10 protein-coding genes are annotated in these 14,820 nt (G+C 71.8%); 8 read left to right on the top strand and 2 right to left on the bottom strand.

Annotated elements, in window-relative coordinates; genetic code table 11:
- Nucleotides 1–50 precede the first annotated feature (50 nt).
- The 8 genes from pstA (at nucleotide 51) to ACWEKM_RS02760 (ending at nucleotide 11,299) form a co-directional block, all read left to right on the top strand.
- Nucleotides 51–1,313 (top strand): phosphate ABC transporter permease PstA, encoded by a 1,263-nt coding sequence (gene pstA / locus ACWEKM_RS02795; protein WP_451619348.1) that lies wholly within the window; start codon nucleotides 51–53, stop codon nucleotides 1,311–1,313.
- Nucleotides 1,310–3,031: a phosphate ABC transporter substrate-binding protein PstS gene (gene pstS / locus ACWEKM_RS02790; protein ID WP_451619347.1), complete on the top strand. Its 1,722-nt coding sequence runs from the start codon at nucleotides 1,310–1,312 to the stop codon at nucleotides 3,029–3,031. Before pstA ends, pstS begins: the two co-directional genes overlap by 4 nt.
- Nucleotides 3,031–5,508 (top strand): hypothetical protein, encoded by a 2,478-nt coding sequence (locus tag ACWEKM_RS02785; RefSeq protein ID WP_451619346.1) that lies wholly within the window; start codon nucleotides 3,031–3,033, stop codon nucleotides 5,506–5,508. Before pstS ends, ACWEKM_RS02785 begins: the two co-directional genes overlap by 1 nt.
- 247 nt (nucleotides 5,509–5,755) lie before the next feature.
- Nucleotides 5,756–6,679 (top strand): substrate-binding domain-containing protein, encoded by a 924-nt coding sequence (locus ACWEKM_RS02780; RefSeq protein ID WP_451619345.1) that lies wholly within the window; start codon nucleotides 5,756–5,758, stop codon nucleotides 6,677–6,679.
- A 106-nt stretch (nucleotides 6,680–6,785) separates the two neighbouring features.
- Complete coding sequence (locus ACWEKM_RS02775) at nucleotides 6,786–8,495, top strand: Ig-like domain-containing protein (protein WP_451619344.1); 1,710 nt, start codon at nucleotides 6,786–6,788, stop codon at nucleotides 8,493–8,495.
- Between the two features lie 132 nt (nucleotides 8,496–8,627).
- Nucleotides 8,628–9,590, top strand: coding sequence for a sortase (locus tag ACWEKM_RS02770; protein ID WP_451619343.1), 963 nt, complete (start codon nucleotides 8,628–8,630; stop codon nucleotides 9,588–9,590).
- Nucleotides 9,591–9,626: 36 nt separating this feature from the next.
- Nucleotides 9,627–10,520 (top strand): phosphate ABC transporter ATP-binding protein, encoded by an 894-nt coding sequence (locus ACWEKM_RS02765; RefSeq protein ID WP_451619342.1) that lies wholly within the window; start codon nucleotides 9,627–9,629, stop codon nucleotides 10,518–10,520.
- On the top strand, nucleotides 10,517–11,299 hold the full coding sequence (locus ACWEKM_RS02760) for a hypothetical protein (protein ID WP_451619341.1): 783 nt from the start codon (nucleotides 10,517–10,519) through the stop codon (nucleotides 11,297–11,299). Before ACWEKM_RS02765 ends, ACWEKM_RS02760 begins: the two co-directional genes overlap by 4 nt.
- 211 nt (nucleotides 11,300–11,510) lie before the next feature.
- Here the strand turns inward: ACWEKM_RS02760 and ACWEKM_RS02755 are convergent, their stop codons facing one another.
- On the bottom strand, nucleotides 11,511–12,704 hold the full coding sequence (locus ACWEKM_RS02755; protein ID WP_451619340.1) for a hypothetical protein: 1,194 nt from the start codon (nucleotides 12,702–12,704) through the stop codon (nucleotides 11,511–11,513).
- Between the two features lie 145 nt (nucleotides 12,705–12,849).
- The gene (locus tag ACWEKM_RS02750; RefSeq protein WP_451619339.1) at nucleotides 12,850–14,508 is read right to left on the bottom strand and encodes a phospho-sugar mutase; all 1,659 of its coding nucleotides are present in this window, start codon (nucleotides 14,506–14,508) and stop codon (nucleotides 12,850–12,852) included.
- Between the last annotated feature and the right edge of the window lie 312 nt (nucleotides 14,509–14,820).

The raw sequence follows: 14,820 nt of genomic DNA, 5'->3' as shown, positions 1-14,820 counted from the left end.
CCCCCCACGGCGCGCCCGCAGTCCCTTACGCCACACAGGAATGAGCGACCATGACCGTTGCCCCTGAAGCGCCCGGCGCGCGTCAGGTGACCGGCCGCCCCCGCACCGCGCTGCCGGGTCCGCCCCGCAGCGCCGAACCCGGCGGGGAGCGCCGTCGCGCTCTGACGCAGCTGCGCGCCACCGACACCTATGCGATGGTCGGCGCCGCAGCCGCCGCGCTGTCGCTGACCTGGCTGCTGTTCGGCTGGCTGCTGCCGTTCAACGGCGCCGTCGGCTTCGTCGTCGTGGCGTACGGACTCTTCCTCCTGATCTACGCCCTGCTGGTCTCCTTCGACGAGGACGGCCCCGCCGTCGTGGACCGGATCGCGGCGGCCGTGGTGCGGTCGATGGGCCTGCTGCTCGTGGTGATCCTCGCGTTCGTCGTGTGCTACGCGCTCGTGGAGGGCCGCAAGGCGCTGGTGCACCTGAACTTCTTCACCGAGGACATGAAGCTGGCCGGACCGCTGGAGCCGCTCAGCGTGGGCGGGGCGCTGCACGCCGCGGCCGGCACCCTGATCATGATCCTGATCTCGCTGGTGATCACCGTGCCGGCCGGACTGGTCTGCGCGGTGTTCCTCAACGAGGTGCCCGGTCCCTTCGCCCGGTTCGTGCGCACCATCGTCGAGGCGATGACGGCGCTGCCGTCGATCGTCGCCGGCCTGTTCATCTACGCGACCGCGATCCTCGGCCTGGGCATGAACCAGTCCGGTCTCGCCGCCGCCCTCGCCCTCTCGGTGATGATGCTGCCGATCATCATCCGGGCCGCCGACGTCGTCATCCGGCTGGTGCCCGGCACCCTGCGCGAGGCCAGCTACGCGATGGGGACCAGCCGCTGGCGCACGGTCTGGCACGTGGTCCTGCCGACCTGCCGCTCCGGGCTGACCACCTCCGTGATCCTCGGCACCGCGCGCGGCATCGGCGAGACCTCCCCGGTGCTGCTGACCGCGGGCTTCACCAGCGAACTCAACCTCGATCCGCTGCACGGCCCGATGGTCTCCCTGCCGCTGGCCACCTTCGAGTTCGTCAAGTCGCCCGAGCCGACGATGGTCTCGCGCGGCTTCGGTACGGCGGCTCTGCTCATGGCGCTGGTGCTGCTGCTGTTCATCGTCGCCCGGATCATCGGCGGCCGGGGTCCCGGACAGCTGACGAAGCGTCAAGAACACCGTCGGGTGCTCGCGTCGCGGCGTGACGCGCGTCGTTTCGCCGAGCGGCCGGCGGCCCCCGTGTTCACCCCGCACCCCATCGTCCGTACCGAATCCGGGAGTTCGTCGTGAAACCCGCCACTCGTTTCCGTCTGGCGGCCACCGTGCTGTCATTGCTGTGCGCCCTGCTGGCCGTCCAGACACCACCCGCCGCCGCGGCCTCCTACGCGAAGATCACCGGCTCCGGTTCGACCTGGAGCTCCAACGCCGTCCAGCAGTGGATCCGCAACGTCAAGGCCAACTACGGCATGACGGTCAACTTCACGGCCAACGGCTCCTCGCAGGGGCGTGAGCAGTTCAAGAACAACACCGTCGACTTCGCGGTCTCCGAGATCCCCTACGGCCTCAAGGAGCAGGGCATCACCGACCAGCCGCCGAGCCGCGGCTACGCCTATATGCCGATCGTGGCCGGCGGTACGGCGTTCATGTACAACCTCAAGATCAACGGCAAGATGGTCACGAACCTGCGGCTGTCCGGCGAGGTCCTCACGAAGATCTTCACGGGCAAAATCACCCGCTGGAACGACGCCGCGATCGCCGCGGACAACCCGGGCCTGACCCTGCCGGCCCGCGCCATCGTCCCCGTCGTCCGCTCCGACGGCTCCGGTACCAGCGCCCAGTTCACCATGTGGATGTCGCAGCAGTACGGGTCCCTCTGGAACGACTACTGCTCCCGCACCGGCCGCGGCGGCGGCAACTGCGGCATGACCTCCAACTACCCGCTGCTCAGCGGCTCCGCGATGATCTCCAAGTCCGGTTCGCTCGGCGTCTCCGGGCATGTCCGCCAGCCCTCCGGCGAGGGCGCGATCACCTATGTCGAGTACTCCTACGCCAAGAACACCGGATTCCCCGTGGCCAAGGTGCTCAACAGGGCCGGCTACTACGTCGAGCCGACCGCCGCGAGCGTGGCGGTGGCCCTGACCAAGGCGCAGATCAACGAGAACAAGCATTCCGTCAACTACCTGACGCAGATCCTCGACGGCGTCTACAACCACAACGACCCGCGCACCTACCCGCTCTCCAGCTACAGCTACATGGTCCTCCCGACCGGGGAGGAGGGGGGCTTCACCAAGGCCAAGGGCAACTCGCTCGGCACGTTCGGCCGTTACTTCCTGTGCGACGGCCAGCAGCAGGCGGACGACCTGGGCTATTCGCCGCTGCCGAAGAACCTCGTCCAGGCGGGCTTCGACCAGCTCCGCAAGGTCCCCGGCGCGCCCACCGGCTCCATCGACATCAACGACTGCCGCAACCCCACCTTCTCGGGCGGCGTCAACACCCTGCTCAAGAACGCCCCCTATCCCAAGTCCTGCGACAAGAAGGGGCAGACGCAGTGCACCGACGGCACTGCCGGCGCCGCGCACACCGACACGCCGGTGAAGCCGGGCGCACAGGGCGGTAACGGCTCGGGCGGCTCCGGGTCGTCCGGCGGCTCGTCCTCGGGCGGTTCCTCCGCCTCGGGCGGCAGCGGCAGCGGCGGTGGTGGCAGCGGCGGTGGCACGGGCAAGGGCGGGGACGGCAAGTCCGACGGCACCGGGGGCTCGGCGTCCGGCGGCTCCTCGGGGGGCGGCGCCATCGACCCCGACACCGGTCAGGTGGTCAGCGGCGACGGGACCGGCACCGGCGACACGTCCGTCGCCGCCAACCCCGTGAGCCTCGCCTCCGACAACGCCCTCGGGATGCGCGGAGCCCTGATGGCCCTGTCGGCCGTACTGCTCGTCGCGGTGGTCGTCGGACCGCCGCTCACCGCGCGTGTGCTGGCGGCACGTTCGCGCCGTAAGGGAGAGCTGTGATGAGACGGTTGACGCTACGGATGTCTCCCGGCCGGCGCCGGGTGACCGCGGGCGTGGGCTGCCTGCTGACCGCCCTGGTCCTGGCGGTGCTGCCGCTGCCCAGGGGCGCGGAGCAGGCGCAGGCGGCCACGGCCGAGAGTTCGGCGGTGACCAAGAGCGGGACGAAGGGGAAGCACGACGACTTCTCCGGTCTCAAGGTCACGGTGCATCAGACGAAGGGCCTGACCTGGCAGGGCGTCAAGGTGTCCTGGACGGGCGGGAAGCCCGCCCCGGCACGGGGTCTGTTCAACTTCCTGCAGATCATGCAGTGCTGGGGCGACGATGCCCAGAAGGGGCCGGACCGGACGCAGTGCGAGTTCGGGAACGAGGCCAGGATCCCGCCGGGGACCGGCCGCGTGGTCTCGCCCAAAACCGACCCGCGGGAGACGGACGGCTTCGAGACGGACCCGTACGGCCAGACCTTCGTCCCCTTCCGGCCCGCGACGGGACCCGCGACCACCGCGGCGATCGACAACACCTACTTCAGCTCCGGCGACACCAACTCCCTGTCCTGGCTGCCCGATGACGGCAAGGGCGAGGGAGAGGCGGTCTTCGAGGCGAAGTCCGCGCTCGAGTCGGAGTATCTGGGCTGCGGGGCGCGCAAGGCGCCGTCGGGCGACATCCGGCCCTGCTGGCTGGTCGTGATCCCCCGGGGCGAGCACGAGCCGGACGGCACCTCGGACCCCGACACGGCGATCCTCACCTCGGCGCTCAGCCAGTCGAACTGGGACCAGCGGATCGTCTTCCGCCTCGACTTCCAGCCGGTCACCGACACCTGTGACCCGGACAAGCCGGAGCACCTGATCATGGGGTCCGAGCTGGCCACCGACGCGGTCGCCTCCTGGCAGAGCCAGCTGTGCAGGACCGGGAACCACCGGTTCACCTACACCCAGTCCGGTGAGCCGGTCGCCCGGCAGATCGTCACGGGCGGGGACGCCTCGGCGGGCCTCGCCATGACGCTGGATCCCGTCAGGCCGGTCGAGGGGGGCACCGAGGTGGTGCACGCCCCCGTCGCGGTCAGCGGCGTGACGATCGGCTTCGCCTGGATGTACGAGAAGGGCGCCTTCAACTACACGCCGCTCAACGACCTCAAGCTCAACCAGAGACTGCTGGCGAAGGCGCTCACCCAGTCCTACGCCAGCACCCTGGTCTCCTCGCAGGAACCCATCCCCGAATATCTGTCCGGAAATCCGAGATACATCGGCGGTGACCCGGAATTCCGGAAACTCAACCCCGATTTCGCGGGGAACGACTTCAACTCCCCGATCGGCCTGATCGTCACCTCGGACAACACCGACTCCTCTCGCCTGCTGTGGCAGTACATCCTGGCGGACCCGGACGCGAAGAAGTTCATCGAAGGGGAAAAGGACCCCTGGGGGATGACGGTCAACCCCGAATACCGCAAGGACGGGGTGATCTCGGACACCCTGGACTACTTCCCCAAGGCGGACCTCACCCCCACGACCGTCGCGTGCTCCGGTGGCGCCGCCGGGCTCACGATGAGCCGCACCGGCCTGGAAGTGCTTCCCTACGCGAACGACATGCACGACTCGGCGGTGCGGATCCGCCGCGGTGACGTCGGCAGCGCCTATGAGTGCACGGCCAACGTGAACATCCCGAAATGGGCGACCGTCGAGCGTCCGACCCCGGTCAACCAGCGTCAGTTCGGCGTCGTGGACAACGCGTCCGCCACGCGTTACCAGCTGAACACCGCCGCCCTGCCGAACGCCGACGGGGACTACGTCGAACCGACCGCCACGTCCCTGCTCAAGGCGGTCACCGAGATGCCCGACTCGGACGTGCGGGGCGTCAAGGCGTCCGATCCGAGCAGGATGAAGGACGGTGCCTATCCGCTGACCGCCGTGGTGTACGCGGCGGCCCCGCTGGACCAGGCCAAGGACGCGCGGCAGGACTACGCGGAGCTGATCCGGTACGCGGCCGGCAAGGGCCAGGTCCAGGGCACGGAGCGGGGCCGGCTGCCGGGCGGCTACGCCCCGATGCCCACCGCGCTGCGGCGGCAGGCGGAGCAGGCCGCCGACCGGCTGGAGCAGGGCCTGCCGGATGCGGACGGGACCTCCGGCGGCAGCTCCACGGGAGGGGACGGCCATAGCGACGCCGGCGGCGGCACCTCGGGTGGCGCGGGCACGTCGGGCGGCGGTGGCACCTCGGGTGGCGGCGCGGACGGCGGCACCGGTGCAGGGACGGCGGGAGGGGCCGCCGACTCCGGCGGGTCCGACTCCGCCCGGCCCTCCGTCGCCCCGACCGAGACCGACCCGGCCAAGCAGAACGTGGCCACCTCCGGCGGACTCACGCCCTCGGAGGTGCTCGGGCTGATCCGCTGGGTGCTGCTCGGCGTCCTGGTCGCGGGCGGGGTGGCGGCCCTCGCGGGCCCGGTGATGCTGCGGCTCTCGATCCGAAAGGCGGCCGGCAGCGGCTGACGATCCGGCGGCAGCCGGGATTCCCCGGGGCGCAATCGGCCCCGGGGAATTCGCACACCGTTCGGTGAATTCCCTTGGATTCACCTAGGAAATGGTCTCGTAACCTTATGAGCGACTGGAATTGGTGGTTACCGGTGCGGATCCATGGAAAGTTTTTGTTCGCCGGCCGACGGGCCGGTGGCAAGAAAATCCGGATTCTGCTTGACCGCCCAATGCTCGCAATCCGTTTCCACGGAGGAGAACAGAAGTGAACGTCAAGTCCCGTGCCTTCCTCGGTGCCGTCGTCGGTGCCGCCGCTCTGGGTCTGAGCGTCATGGCCCCCGCCGCCTCGGCCGACCCGGCCGCGGGTGACTACCGTGTCCTCGCCGGTGTCGGTTCCGACACCACCGAGGACGTCGTCAACGGCCTGGGTGACTCGGTCGACGGCGGCGCGACGATCGCGTCGTACAACGCGACCGGCTCGACGACCATCAAGACCCGCGCGAACGGCTGTGTGATCAACCGTCCGAACGGCTCGTCGGCCGGTATCACCGCGCTGAACAACGACATCGACAACAAGACCGGCTGCCTGGACTTCGCCCGCTCCTCTCGTGGTGTGCAGACCGCCGGCACGGACCTGACCTGGATCCCGTTCGCGTCGGACAAGCTGACGGTGGCGGTCCGCGCGGACAGCCCGCTGAACGGCACCACCGGTCTGAACGTCACCACGGCCCAGCTGAAGGCCATCTACGAGTGCACCCAGACCACGCTCAACGGCAACCCGGTCAAGCCGCTGATCCCGCAGAGCGGTTCGGGCACCCGCAGCTTCTTCCTGGCCCAGATCGGCAACCCGACCCTGGGTTCCTGCGTCGGCCAGATGCAGGAGAACAACGGTGAGGCGCTCACCTCCACCGAGCACATCGCCCCGTACTCCGTCGCCAAGTACGTCTCCCAGACCGGCGGTCTGATCGACGACATCCACGGCAACACCGTCCTGGGCACGATCGACGGCGGCCAGTACAGCCGCACCGTCTACAACGTGGTTCCGACCGCGAAGCTGACCAACGCCACCATCGCCGCCACCTTCGTGGGTGCCGGCTCCAAGGTCTGCCAGGACACCACCACCATCACCGACTACGGCTTCGGCACCGTGTCGAACTGCGGTGACACCTCCACCAAGGGCGAGAACTGACCGCCCCGCAGTAACCCGCACAACGGCCGGGCACCCAGTGGGTGCCCGGCCCGGCGGCGTATCCCCGGATCCATTCGCAACCGAAACCCCGTGGGGGGACGACCATATGAACCATCGACTTGCGCACCTCAGATCGCCGGTGGCGCTGCTCACCTGCTTCGCGCTGCTGTGCGCGGCCTTCGCCGGGATCGTCGCCTTCGCGAGCCGGGCCAGCGCCGCGCCGCCCACCCCCATCGGCACGTTCACGCTCAGCCCCGCCACCGGGAAGACGTCGGACGGCCTCCTGGCGACATCCGCGACATCGAGCACGGGCTGCCCGGATCCGGCCGAGGGGCAGAGCCCGAACTCGCCGTTCCTCTTCGTTCTCAACCCGGCGAACGCCAGCGCCGGGACCAGCGTCGCCACGGCGACCGAGCCGATCCCGAACGGCGCGGGCTCCTTCACCGTCCCCCTCAAGTCGCCCGCCACACCGGTGAGCCTGGAGACGGCGCTGCGCAAGTACGTCACCTCGGGGCCACTGGACGGCACGTACACGCTGGCCCTGCTGTGCAGGTCCGGAATCTCCAGCTCGGCCCGCTTCGTCGCCAAGGTCCGGGTCGCGGGCGACACCTGGAGCCTGCTCCAGCAGCAGACCACGTCCGTCGACGTGCCCGCGGTGAGCGGCATCCCCGTCAAGGGGGACCTCAAGCTCACCGCCACGGTGACACCGCAAGGCGCAACGGGCTCGGTGGAGTTCAAGGAGGGTGACACCTCGCTCGGTACGGCGCAGGTGACCGACGGCAAGGCCGAACTCACCGTCAAGGCGCCGGCCGTCGGCGGCCCGCACACCATCCAGGCCGTGTTCACCTCCGCCGACCCGGACGCCTACAGCGACGGGACGGGCAGCGGTTCCGTGAACCTCGACTATCTCGTCGCCGCCAAGGACGCCGACGGCACCGCCCTCAAGGACAAGCCCACCCTCGCCATCGGTTCGCGCGCGAAGATCACGGTGCAGGGCTTCACACCGGGCTCCACAGTCAAGGTGACCCAGCAGTCGTCCCAGGCGGCGTTCCCGGACGCGACCGCGAACGCCGACGGCGCGGTCGTCGACTACGCGTTCACGGTTCCCGACCGCACGATCCCCGGTGACACGGACCTGTACTTCGCCGAGGACGGTTCGAACAACAAGCGGGCGACCTTCACCTTTGTCAGCACCGACGAGGACACCTCCAGCCCGCCCGCCCAGGACCCCGACCTCGACGTGACCGACGAGGACGGCAAGGCCCTCGACGCCGACCCCCGCCTCGAACCCGGTCAGACCGTGAAGATCACCGCTCGTGGGTACACCGCGGACGCCACGGTCGAGGTGACCCTCGCCGACAGCGAGGAGACCTTCGAGGACACCAAGGCGAACGCCGCCGGGACCGTCGACAAGTACGAGTTCACCGTGCCGAAGGACATCGCGGACGGCGACCACACGCTGACGCTCGTCGAGAGCAAGACCGACGGGCACAGCGTCGACTTCGCGTTCACGACCGGTGCCGACTCCGGTGAGTCCCCCGAGCCCAGCGCGTCCGCCTCGGAAAGCGGCGGTACGGACAGCGGCGGTACGGACACCGGCGGCGCCGGCAGCGGCGGTTCGGACACGGGCGGCTCGTCCGGCGGTGGCGCCGGCGGCTCCGGTGGCGGTGGCGGCTCCATGGCGTCCACCGGCGCCCAGGTCGGCGCGATCGGCCTGGCCTCCCTCGCGCTGCTCTCCGCCGGTTCGGCGCTGGTGCTGCACATGCGCCGCAAGGGTCTGCTGACCTTCGGTGGCGACACCCCGCAGCACCGCTGATCCGGCCGGGCGGTCCGGGGGCGAACACCGACGCGCCCCCGGGCCCGCCCGACCGCCGTACCCGCCGTACGAGTTCTCTCGTAAGAGACGCGCCGTACGAGAGAAACCGTCCCGCTTCGAGGAGCGCACCCCGTGACCACGCTCGCCCCGCCCCCGGCCGACGCGTCGGCGCCCACCGACGGCCCGCCCGTCCCACCACCACCCCCGCCGACCACACAGCCGCGGCAGCAGACCCCGCGGCCCCCCGCCCGCCCCGGGCTCGCACTCGCCGGGGCGGCCCTGTGCGTTCTCGCCGCCGTGCTCCTCGGCTTCGCCGCGAATCTGACGATCGTCGGCCACCTCCAGCACGCCCGCGACCAGCAGACCGCCTACGACGAACTGCGCCGCGAACTCGCCCTGGGCATCGCCCCCGTGGGCCAGCGCGACTACGAGGGCAAGCTGCTGAAGCCGGGTGCGCCGGTGGCACTGCTACGGATCCCCGCCCTCGACATCAAGGAGGTCGTCGCCGAGGGCACCACCTCCGAGGTGCTGATGTCAGGACCGGGCCACCGCCGGGACACCCCGCTGCCAGGACAGGCCGGCACGGCGGTCGTCATGGCCCGCCAGTGGGCGTACGGCAGCCCCTTCGTCGATCTGCACCGGCTGCCCGTCGGCAGCCGCGTCGACCTCACCACCGGCCAGGGCAAGGCGGTCTACGAGGTCACGGGCGTCCGCCGGGCCGGCGACGAACTGCCCGCCCCGATCACCGGGGGGCAGGGCCGGCTCACCCTCATCACCGCGACCGGCGCGCCGTACACGCCGAGCGGTGTGATCCGGGTCGACGCCAAGCTGATCACGCCGGTGCAGCCCAGCCCGCCGCGCGACCTGCGGTCGGGCTGGATCGCCGGGTCCGAGCAGGCGCTCGGCACCGACTCCGGCGCCTGGCTCGCCGTCTTCCTGTGGTCGCAGGGACTGCTGCTCGCCTCGCTGCTCGCGGTGGTCTCCTTCCGGGTCTGGGGCCGCTGGCAGACCTGGATCTGCGCGAGCCCGCTGCTGCTCGCCCTGGGTCTCGCGGACTCCCGGGCCATCACGGCACTCCTGCCGAACCTGCTCTGAACCACCGGTCCTCGCACGGAAGTTGACACAAGGGACATGTCCACCACCGAGAACTCCGACCTCGTCGACACCATCGTCCAACCGCCCGTCGCACCGTCCGAAGCAGGCGGCCGTGCCACCGCCGCCCCTTCCGCCGTCGCCCTCTCCACCGGCGGCCCCGCCACCCTGCGCGCCGACTCCGTCTCCGCCTGGTTCGGCGACCACAAGGTCCTCGACCGGGTCTCGCTCACCATGCCCGCCCGCGAGGTCACCGCGCTCATCGGCCCCTCCGGCTGCGGCAAGTCGACCTTCCTGCGCATCCTCAACCGCATGCACGAGCTGATCGGCACGGCCACGCTGGCCGGCCGCGTGCTGCTCGACGAGGAGGACGTCTACGACCGCGGCCGGCGCATCACCCACGCCCGCCGGCAGATCGGCATGGTCTTCCAGAAGCCCAACCCCTTCCCGGCCATGTCGATCTACGACAATGTCCTGGCCGGCCTGAAGCTCAACGCCATCAAGGCCACCCGCGGCGGCAAGGACGACCTGGTGGCGGAGTGCCTCACCAAGGCGGGCCTGTGGGCGGAGGTCAAGGACCGGCTGCGCCAGCCCGGCGGCGCGCTCTCCGGCGGCCAGCAGCAGCGCCTGTGCATCGCCCGGTCACTGGCGGTCCGCCCGCGGGTGCTGCTGATGGACGAGCCGTGCTCGGCCCTCGACCCGACCTCGACGCGGCGGATCGAGGAGACCATCGGGGAACTCAAGTCCGAGGTCACCATCGTCATCGTCACCCACAACATGCAGCAGGCCGCCCGCGTCTCGGACACCTGTGCCTTCTTCCTCGCCTCGCACGGCACGCCCGGCGTGATCGTCGAGCACGGGGACACCGACGCGATGTTCAACGCCCCGCGCGACGAGCGCACCGCCGACTATGTGAACGGGCGGTTCGGGTGACGGGCCCGCGCCGCCGTCCGTCCCGTACCAGGCGGCCCGTCCTGTCGGTGCTGGCCGGGCTGCTCGCCGCGGTCCCGCTCGCGGCCTGTGCCCAGGGCGGCGCCCCGTCCGGGGTGCCGGTCGCGCGGGCGCAGGCCCCGAGCCCCTCGCCGTCCGTCGCCGACGGCGGGCGGAGCGCGCGCCCGGCGACCGCGCCGAGCACCCCTCCCGCGCCGTCCGCCGCCTCCGTGCGCCCCACCGGCACCACGCGCCCGCGCGCGCCGCACCCGTCCCGCTCCAGTGCGCCCGCGGCGCCGGTCCCGTCCGCCACCGGCCGGACCAAGGGGCCCGACCTCTCCCGGCCGCCCTCCCGGACGCCGTCGCCGTCCGTCGCCCCGAAGCGCGCCGCCGCCGGTCCCACCCCGGCACCGGGCCGCGCCGTCCTGCGGATCGGCGACTGGACCTCGTACGTCATGCGCGGCGGCCAGGCCGAGGTGGACGCGTGCCGGAACGCCGTGCAGTGGTCCGGCCCGGAGATCGGGCGGGAGAACGGGTACGAGATGAGCACCGTGGTGATCGTCGGCCACGACTACTGCAACGGCTTCGACCGCTTCGCCACCCTGCCGAAGGGCACCCGGGTCACGCTCGGCACCGTCCACGGGACCCGGACCTACGAGGTGTACGCCTCCTACCTCACCCCCGGCCGGGGCGCGCCCGCCGCGGGCCTGTACTGGGGCGACCTGACCCTTCAGTCGTGCGTGGGGCCGGACACCGGTTTCAGCTACCTCGTACGCCTCTGAGATCCCGGTGCCCGGCCCCGGCCGTGCCCGCGACCGGGGGGTGGGCGGGGCACATCACGGTGCCGAGCGCCTCCGGGGGGACGGAAGTGGCGTCCGGGCACCGCCTCCATGGTGCGGCCCGGCGCGGCGGGCCGGACGGCCGGGAGGGATGCGAGAGCCCAACTCCCGGTGAACCACGGCAGACTATGCAGATGGCACAGACGACGGCACGTCAGGGCGCGCTCGGCCACACCAGGAGCATGTACGCGCCGCAGTACGCCGAGCCCGCCACCGCCGCCGCCAGCACCAGTGTCCGGTACCGGCGGGAGGCCCGGGACAGCTGCACCGCCAGCGGCAGCAGCAGCGGGAAGCCGGGCAGCAGGAAACGGGCGCGCGGGAAGTAGACGCCGCCGCTGCACAGGACGATCACCAGCAGCACTCCGGTGAACACCAGCAGCGGCAGCGGCTGCCGGTCCCCCACCGACAGCGCGAACAGCGCCACCGAGACCAGCATCGTCAGGCTGACCACGACCAGGAACAACTCGGGCCGCGACTCCTGCCCGAACAGCTCGCGCAGTCGGCGCAGGGTCTCATGGCCGCCGTCCAGCTCGTTGTGCCACATCCGCTGCACGGCGAAGTAGCCGTCCCAGCGGCCCAGCCGCAGCCCCACCCAGCCGAGGTACGCACACCAGCCGACCGGGGCGAGCAGCGCGGCGGCCAGGGCCCGGCCCGAGAAGCGGTGGCGCAGCGACAGCAGGGCGGTGACGGAGACGGCCGCCGCCACCGCGACTCCGGTGGGCCGGGTCAGCCCGGCCAGACACGCCCCCGCACCGGCCCACAGCCAGCGCTCGTCCAGCACCGCGTACAGGGTCCAGGCGGCGAAGACCGTGAACAGCGACTCGGTGTACCCCATCCACTGCACGAGACCGACCGGCAGCGCCGCCCACAGCGTGGTGAGCAGGATTCCCACCTGCCGCCCGGCCAGCCGCTCACCGACGGCGAACACCCCCCAGGCCGCGACCAGCGAGGCCAGCACGGCGATCCCCAGACCGGTGCTGGCCCGGCTGCCCGGGGTGATGACGGCGACGGCCCGCACGAGCAGCGGGTAGAGCGGGAAGAACGCCAGGTTGTTGTGGTCGAAGGAGACGCCCAGCTCATGCGCGTACCCGTGGTCGGCGATCCCCAGGTACCAGCGGGAGTCCCACTCCGTCGCCAGCATCGCCCAGACCCCGTGCCCGCGCCGGTGCGCCCACACGGCCAGGAACAGCAGCCCCGCGATGTGCACGGCGAGGAAGGCGGCCAGCGCGGGCGCCGCGTGCCGCAGCCCGCGCAGCAGCGCGCGGGACGGGACACCGGCCGGGACGGGGGGCCGCCGGGTGCCCGGGATGTGTCCGCTGGGGGCGGTGTCGGGGGCGGTCGAGGACACGCGGCGGCTCCAGTACTCGGCGGGCGGTACCGGTTCACCGTTCCCGCAGAGTGCGGCGGAGTGCGGCCGGTGCGTCAGCCGTGGCCGCGAAATCACCCTTTGGGGTGCACCCGTTCGTCCCGGGCGCACCTCGAAGGCGACCGGCTCAGATACCGGCGGCCGCGGCCAGGTCCCGCTTGAGGGCGGCCAGCAGACCGGCCGCGCGCTCCCGGGCGGCCGGCAGCCCGGCGTGCCCGGCGACCGGGACGACGGCCTCCAGGTAGCACTTCAGCTTGGGCTCCGTGCCGCTGGGCCGGACCACGACCCGGGCGCCGTCCAGGGTGTAGCGCAGCCCGTCGGTGGGCGGCAGCCGGTCCGAGCCGTGGGCCAGGTCCTCGGCCCGGGTGACGGCGAGGCCGGCCAGTTCGGCGGGCGGGTGTTCGCGCAGCCGTCGCATGGCGTCCGCGATGACCGACAGGTCCCGCACCCGCACCGAGAGCTGGTCGGTGGCGTGCAGCCCGTGCTCCACGGCCAGGTCGTCCAGGAGGTCCGGCAGGGTCCGGCCCCGCTCCTTCAGTTCGGAGGCCAGCTCCGTGACGAGCAGGGCGGCGGTGATGCCGTCCTTGTCCCGCACGCCCTGCGGGTCGACGCAGTAGCCGAGGGCCTCCTCGTAGCCGTAGCGCAGACCGTCCACGCGGGCGATCCACTTGAACCCGGTGAGCGTCTGCGCGTACGGCAGCCCGGCCCGGTCGGCGATCCGGCCGAGCAGCGCGGAGGACACGACGGACTCGGCGAAGGTGCCGGTGGCGCCGCGCCGGACCAGGTGCGCGGCGAGCAGCGCGCCGACCTCGTCGCCGCGCAGCATGCGCCATGCCCCGCCGTCCCGGACCGCGACGGCGAGCCGGTCGGCGTCCGGGTCGTTGGCGATGACCAGGTCCGGCTCGCTCGCGCGGGCCCGCGCGAAGGCCAGGTCCATCGCGCCGGGCTCCTCCGGGTTGGGGAAGGCGACGGTCGGGAAGTCCGGGTCGGGCTCCGCCTGTTCGGCGACGAGGACGGGGGCCGGGAACCCGGCGCGGGCGAAGGCGGCGAGCAGGACGTCCTTGCCGACACCGTGCAGGGCCGTGTAGACGGTGCGCGCGGTGCGCGGCGAGCCGTCGGCGAGCACGGCGTCGGTACGGGCGAGATAGGCGTCCAGCACGGAGTCGTCGAGGATCTCCCAGCCCCCGTCCGGACGCGGCACGTCGTCCAGGGAGACGATCGCGTCGATCTCGGCGGCGATCTCTTCGTCGGCGGGCGGCACGATCTGCGCGCCTGCCCCGGACTCCGTCCCGGGATACCCCCAGCCCAGATAGACCTTGTAGCCGTTGTCGCGGGGCGGGTTGTGACTGGCGGTGACCTCGACCCCGGCCACGGCCCCCAGATGCCGGACCGCGAAGGCGAGGACCGGGGTGGGCAGGGGGCGCGGCAGCACGGCCGCGCGCAGCCCGGCGCCGGTCATCACGGCCGCGGTGTCCCGGGCGAAATCGGCGGACTTGTGCCGGGCGTCGTAGCCGATGACGACGAGCCCGTCGGCCCGCCCGTGCTTCTTGAGGAACGCGGCGAGACCGGCGGCGGCGCGGATGACGACCGCGCGGTTCATCCGCTGCGGGCCGGCGCCCAGTTCACCGCGCAGTCCCGCGGTGCCGAACTGGAGGGTGCCGCTGAAACGAGCGGCGAGTTCCGCACGGTCCCCGGCGTCGATGAGATCGGCGAGTTCCCCACGGGTATCCGGATCGGGGTCCTCAGCCAGCCACGCCCGGGCCCGCGCGAGAAGTTCATCGTGCACGATCGGTCAACCTCCGTCGTCTTCGGTGCTTTTGGTGCTCTGGCGGGTCGAGTGAAGCCCGCCCTGGCTCGGCAGCGCCCCAAAGGGGCGCGGGGAACTGCGCGACCAGCCACGACGCCGCAGCAGCCGAACGACGGCACATCACGGCCCTCTCCGCGGAGCGGTCCGACGGGCGCCAGCCCACTGTGGCTCCGCAGCACCCAAAGGGGCGCGGGGAACTGCGCGACCAGCCACGACGAAGCCGCAGCCAACCGACGGCACGTCACGCCCCTCCCAGCGGAGCGCCCCCGCGGGCGCCAGCCCACTGTGGCT

The sequence above is a fragment of the Streptomyces sp. NPDC004752 genome (assembly GCF_053601275.1).
This window is presented reverse-complemented; position numbering and strand designations above follow the sequence as displayed.

Bases quoted from the DNA above. Each gene is read 5' to 3' on its own strand.
- pstA (WP_451619348.1), top strand. From the start codon at position 51: ATGACCGTTGCCCCTGAAGCGCCCGGCGCGCGTCAGGTGACCGGCCGC.
- ACWEKM_RS02785 (WP_451619346.1), top strand. From the start codon at position 3,031: ATGAGACGGTTGACGCTACGGATGTCTCCCGGCCGGCGCCGGGTGACC.
- ACWEKM_RS02775 (WP_451619344.1), top strand. From the start codon at position 6,786: ATGAACCATCGACTTGCGCACCTCAGATCGCCGGTGGCGCTGCTCACC.
- ACWEKM_RS02765 (WP_451619342.1), top strand. From the start codon at position 9,627: ATGTCCACCACCGAGAACTCCGACCTCGTCGACACCATCGTCCAACCG.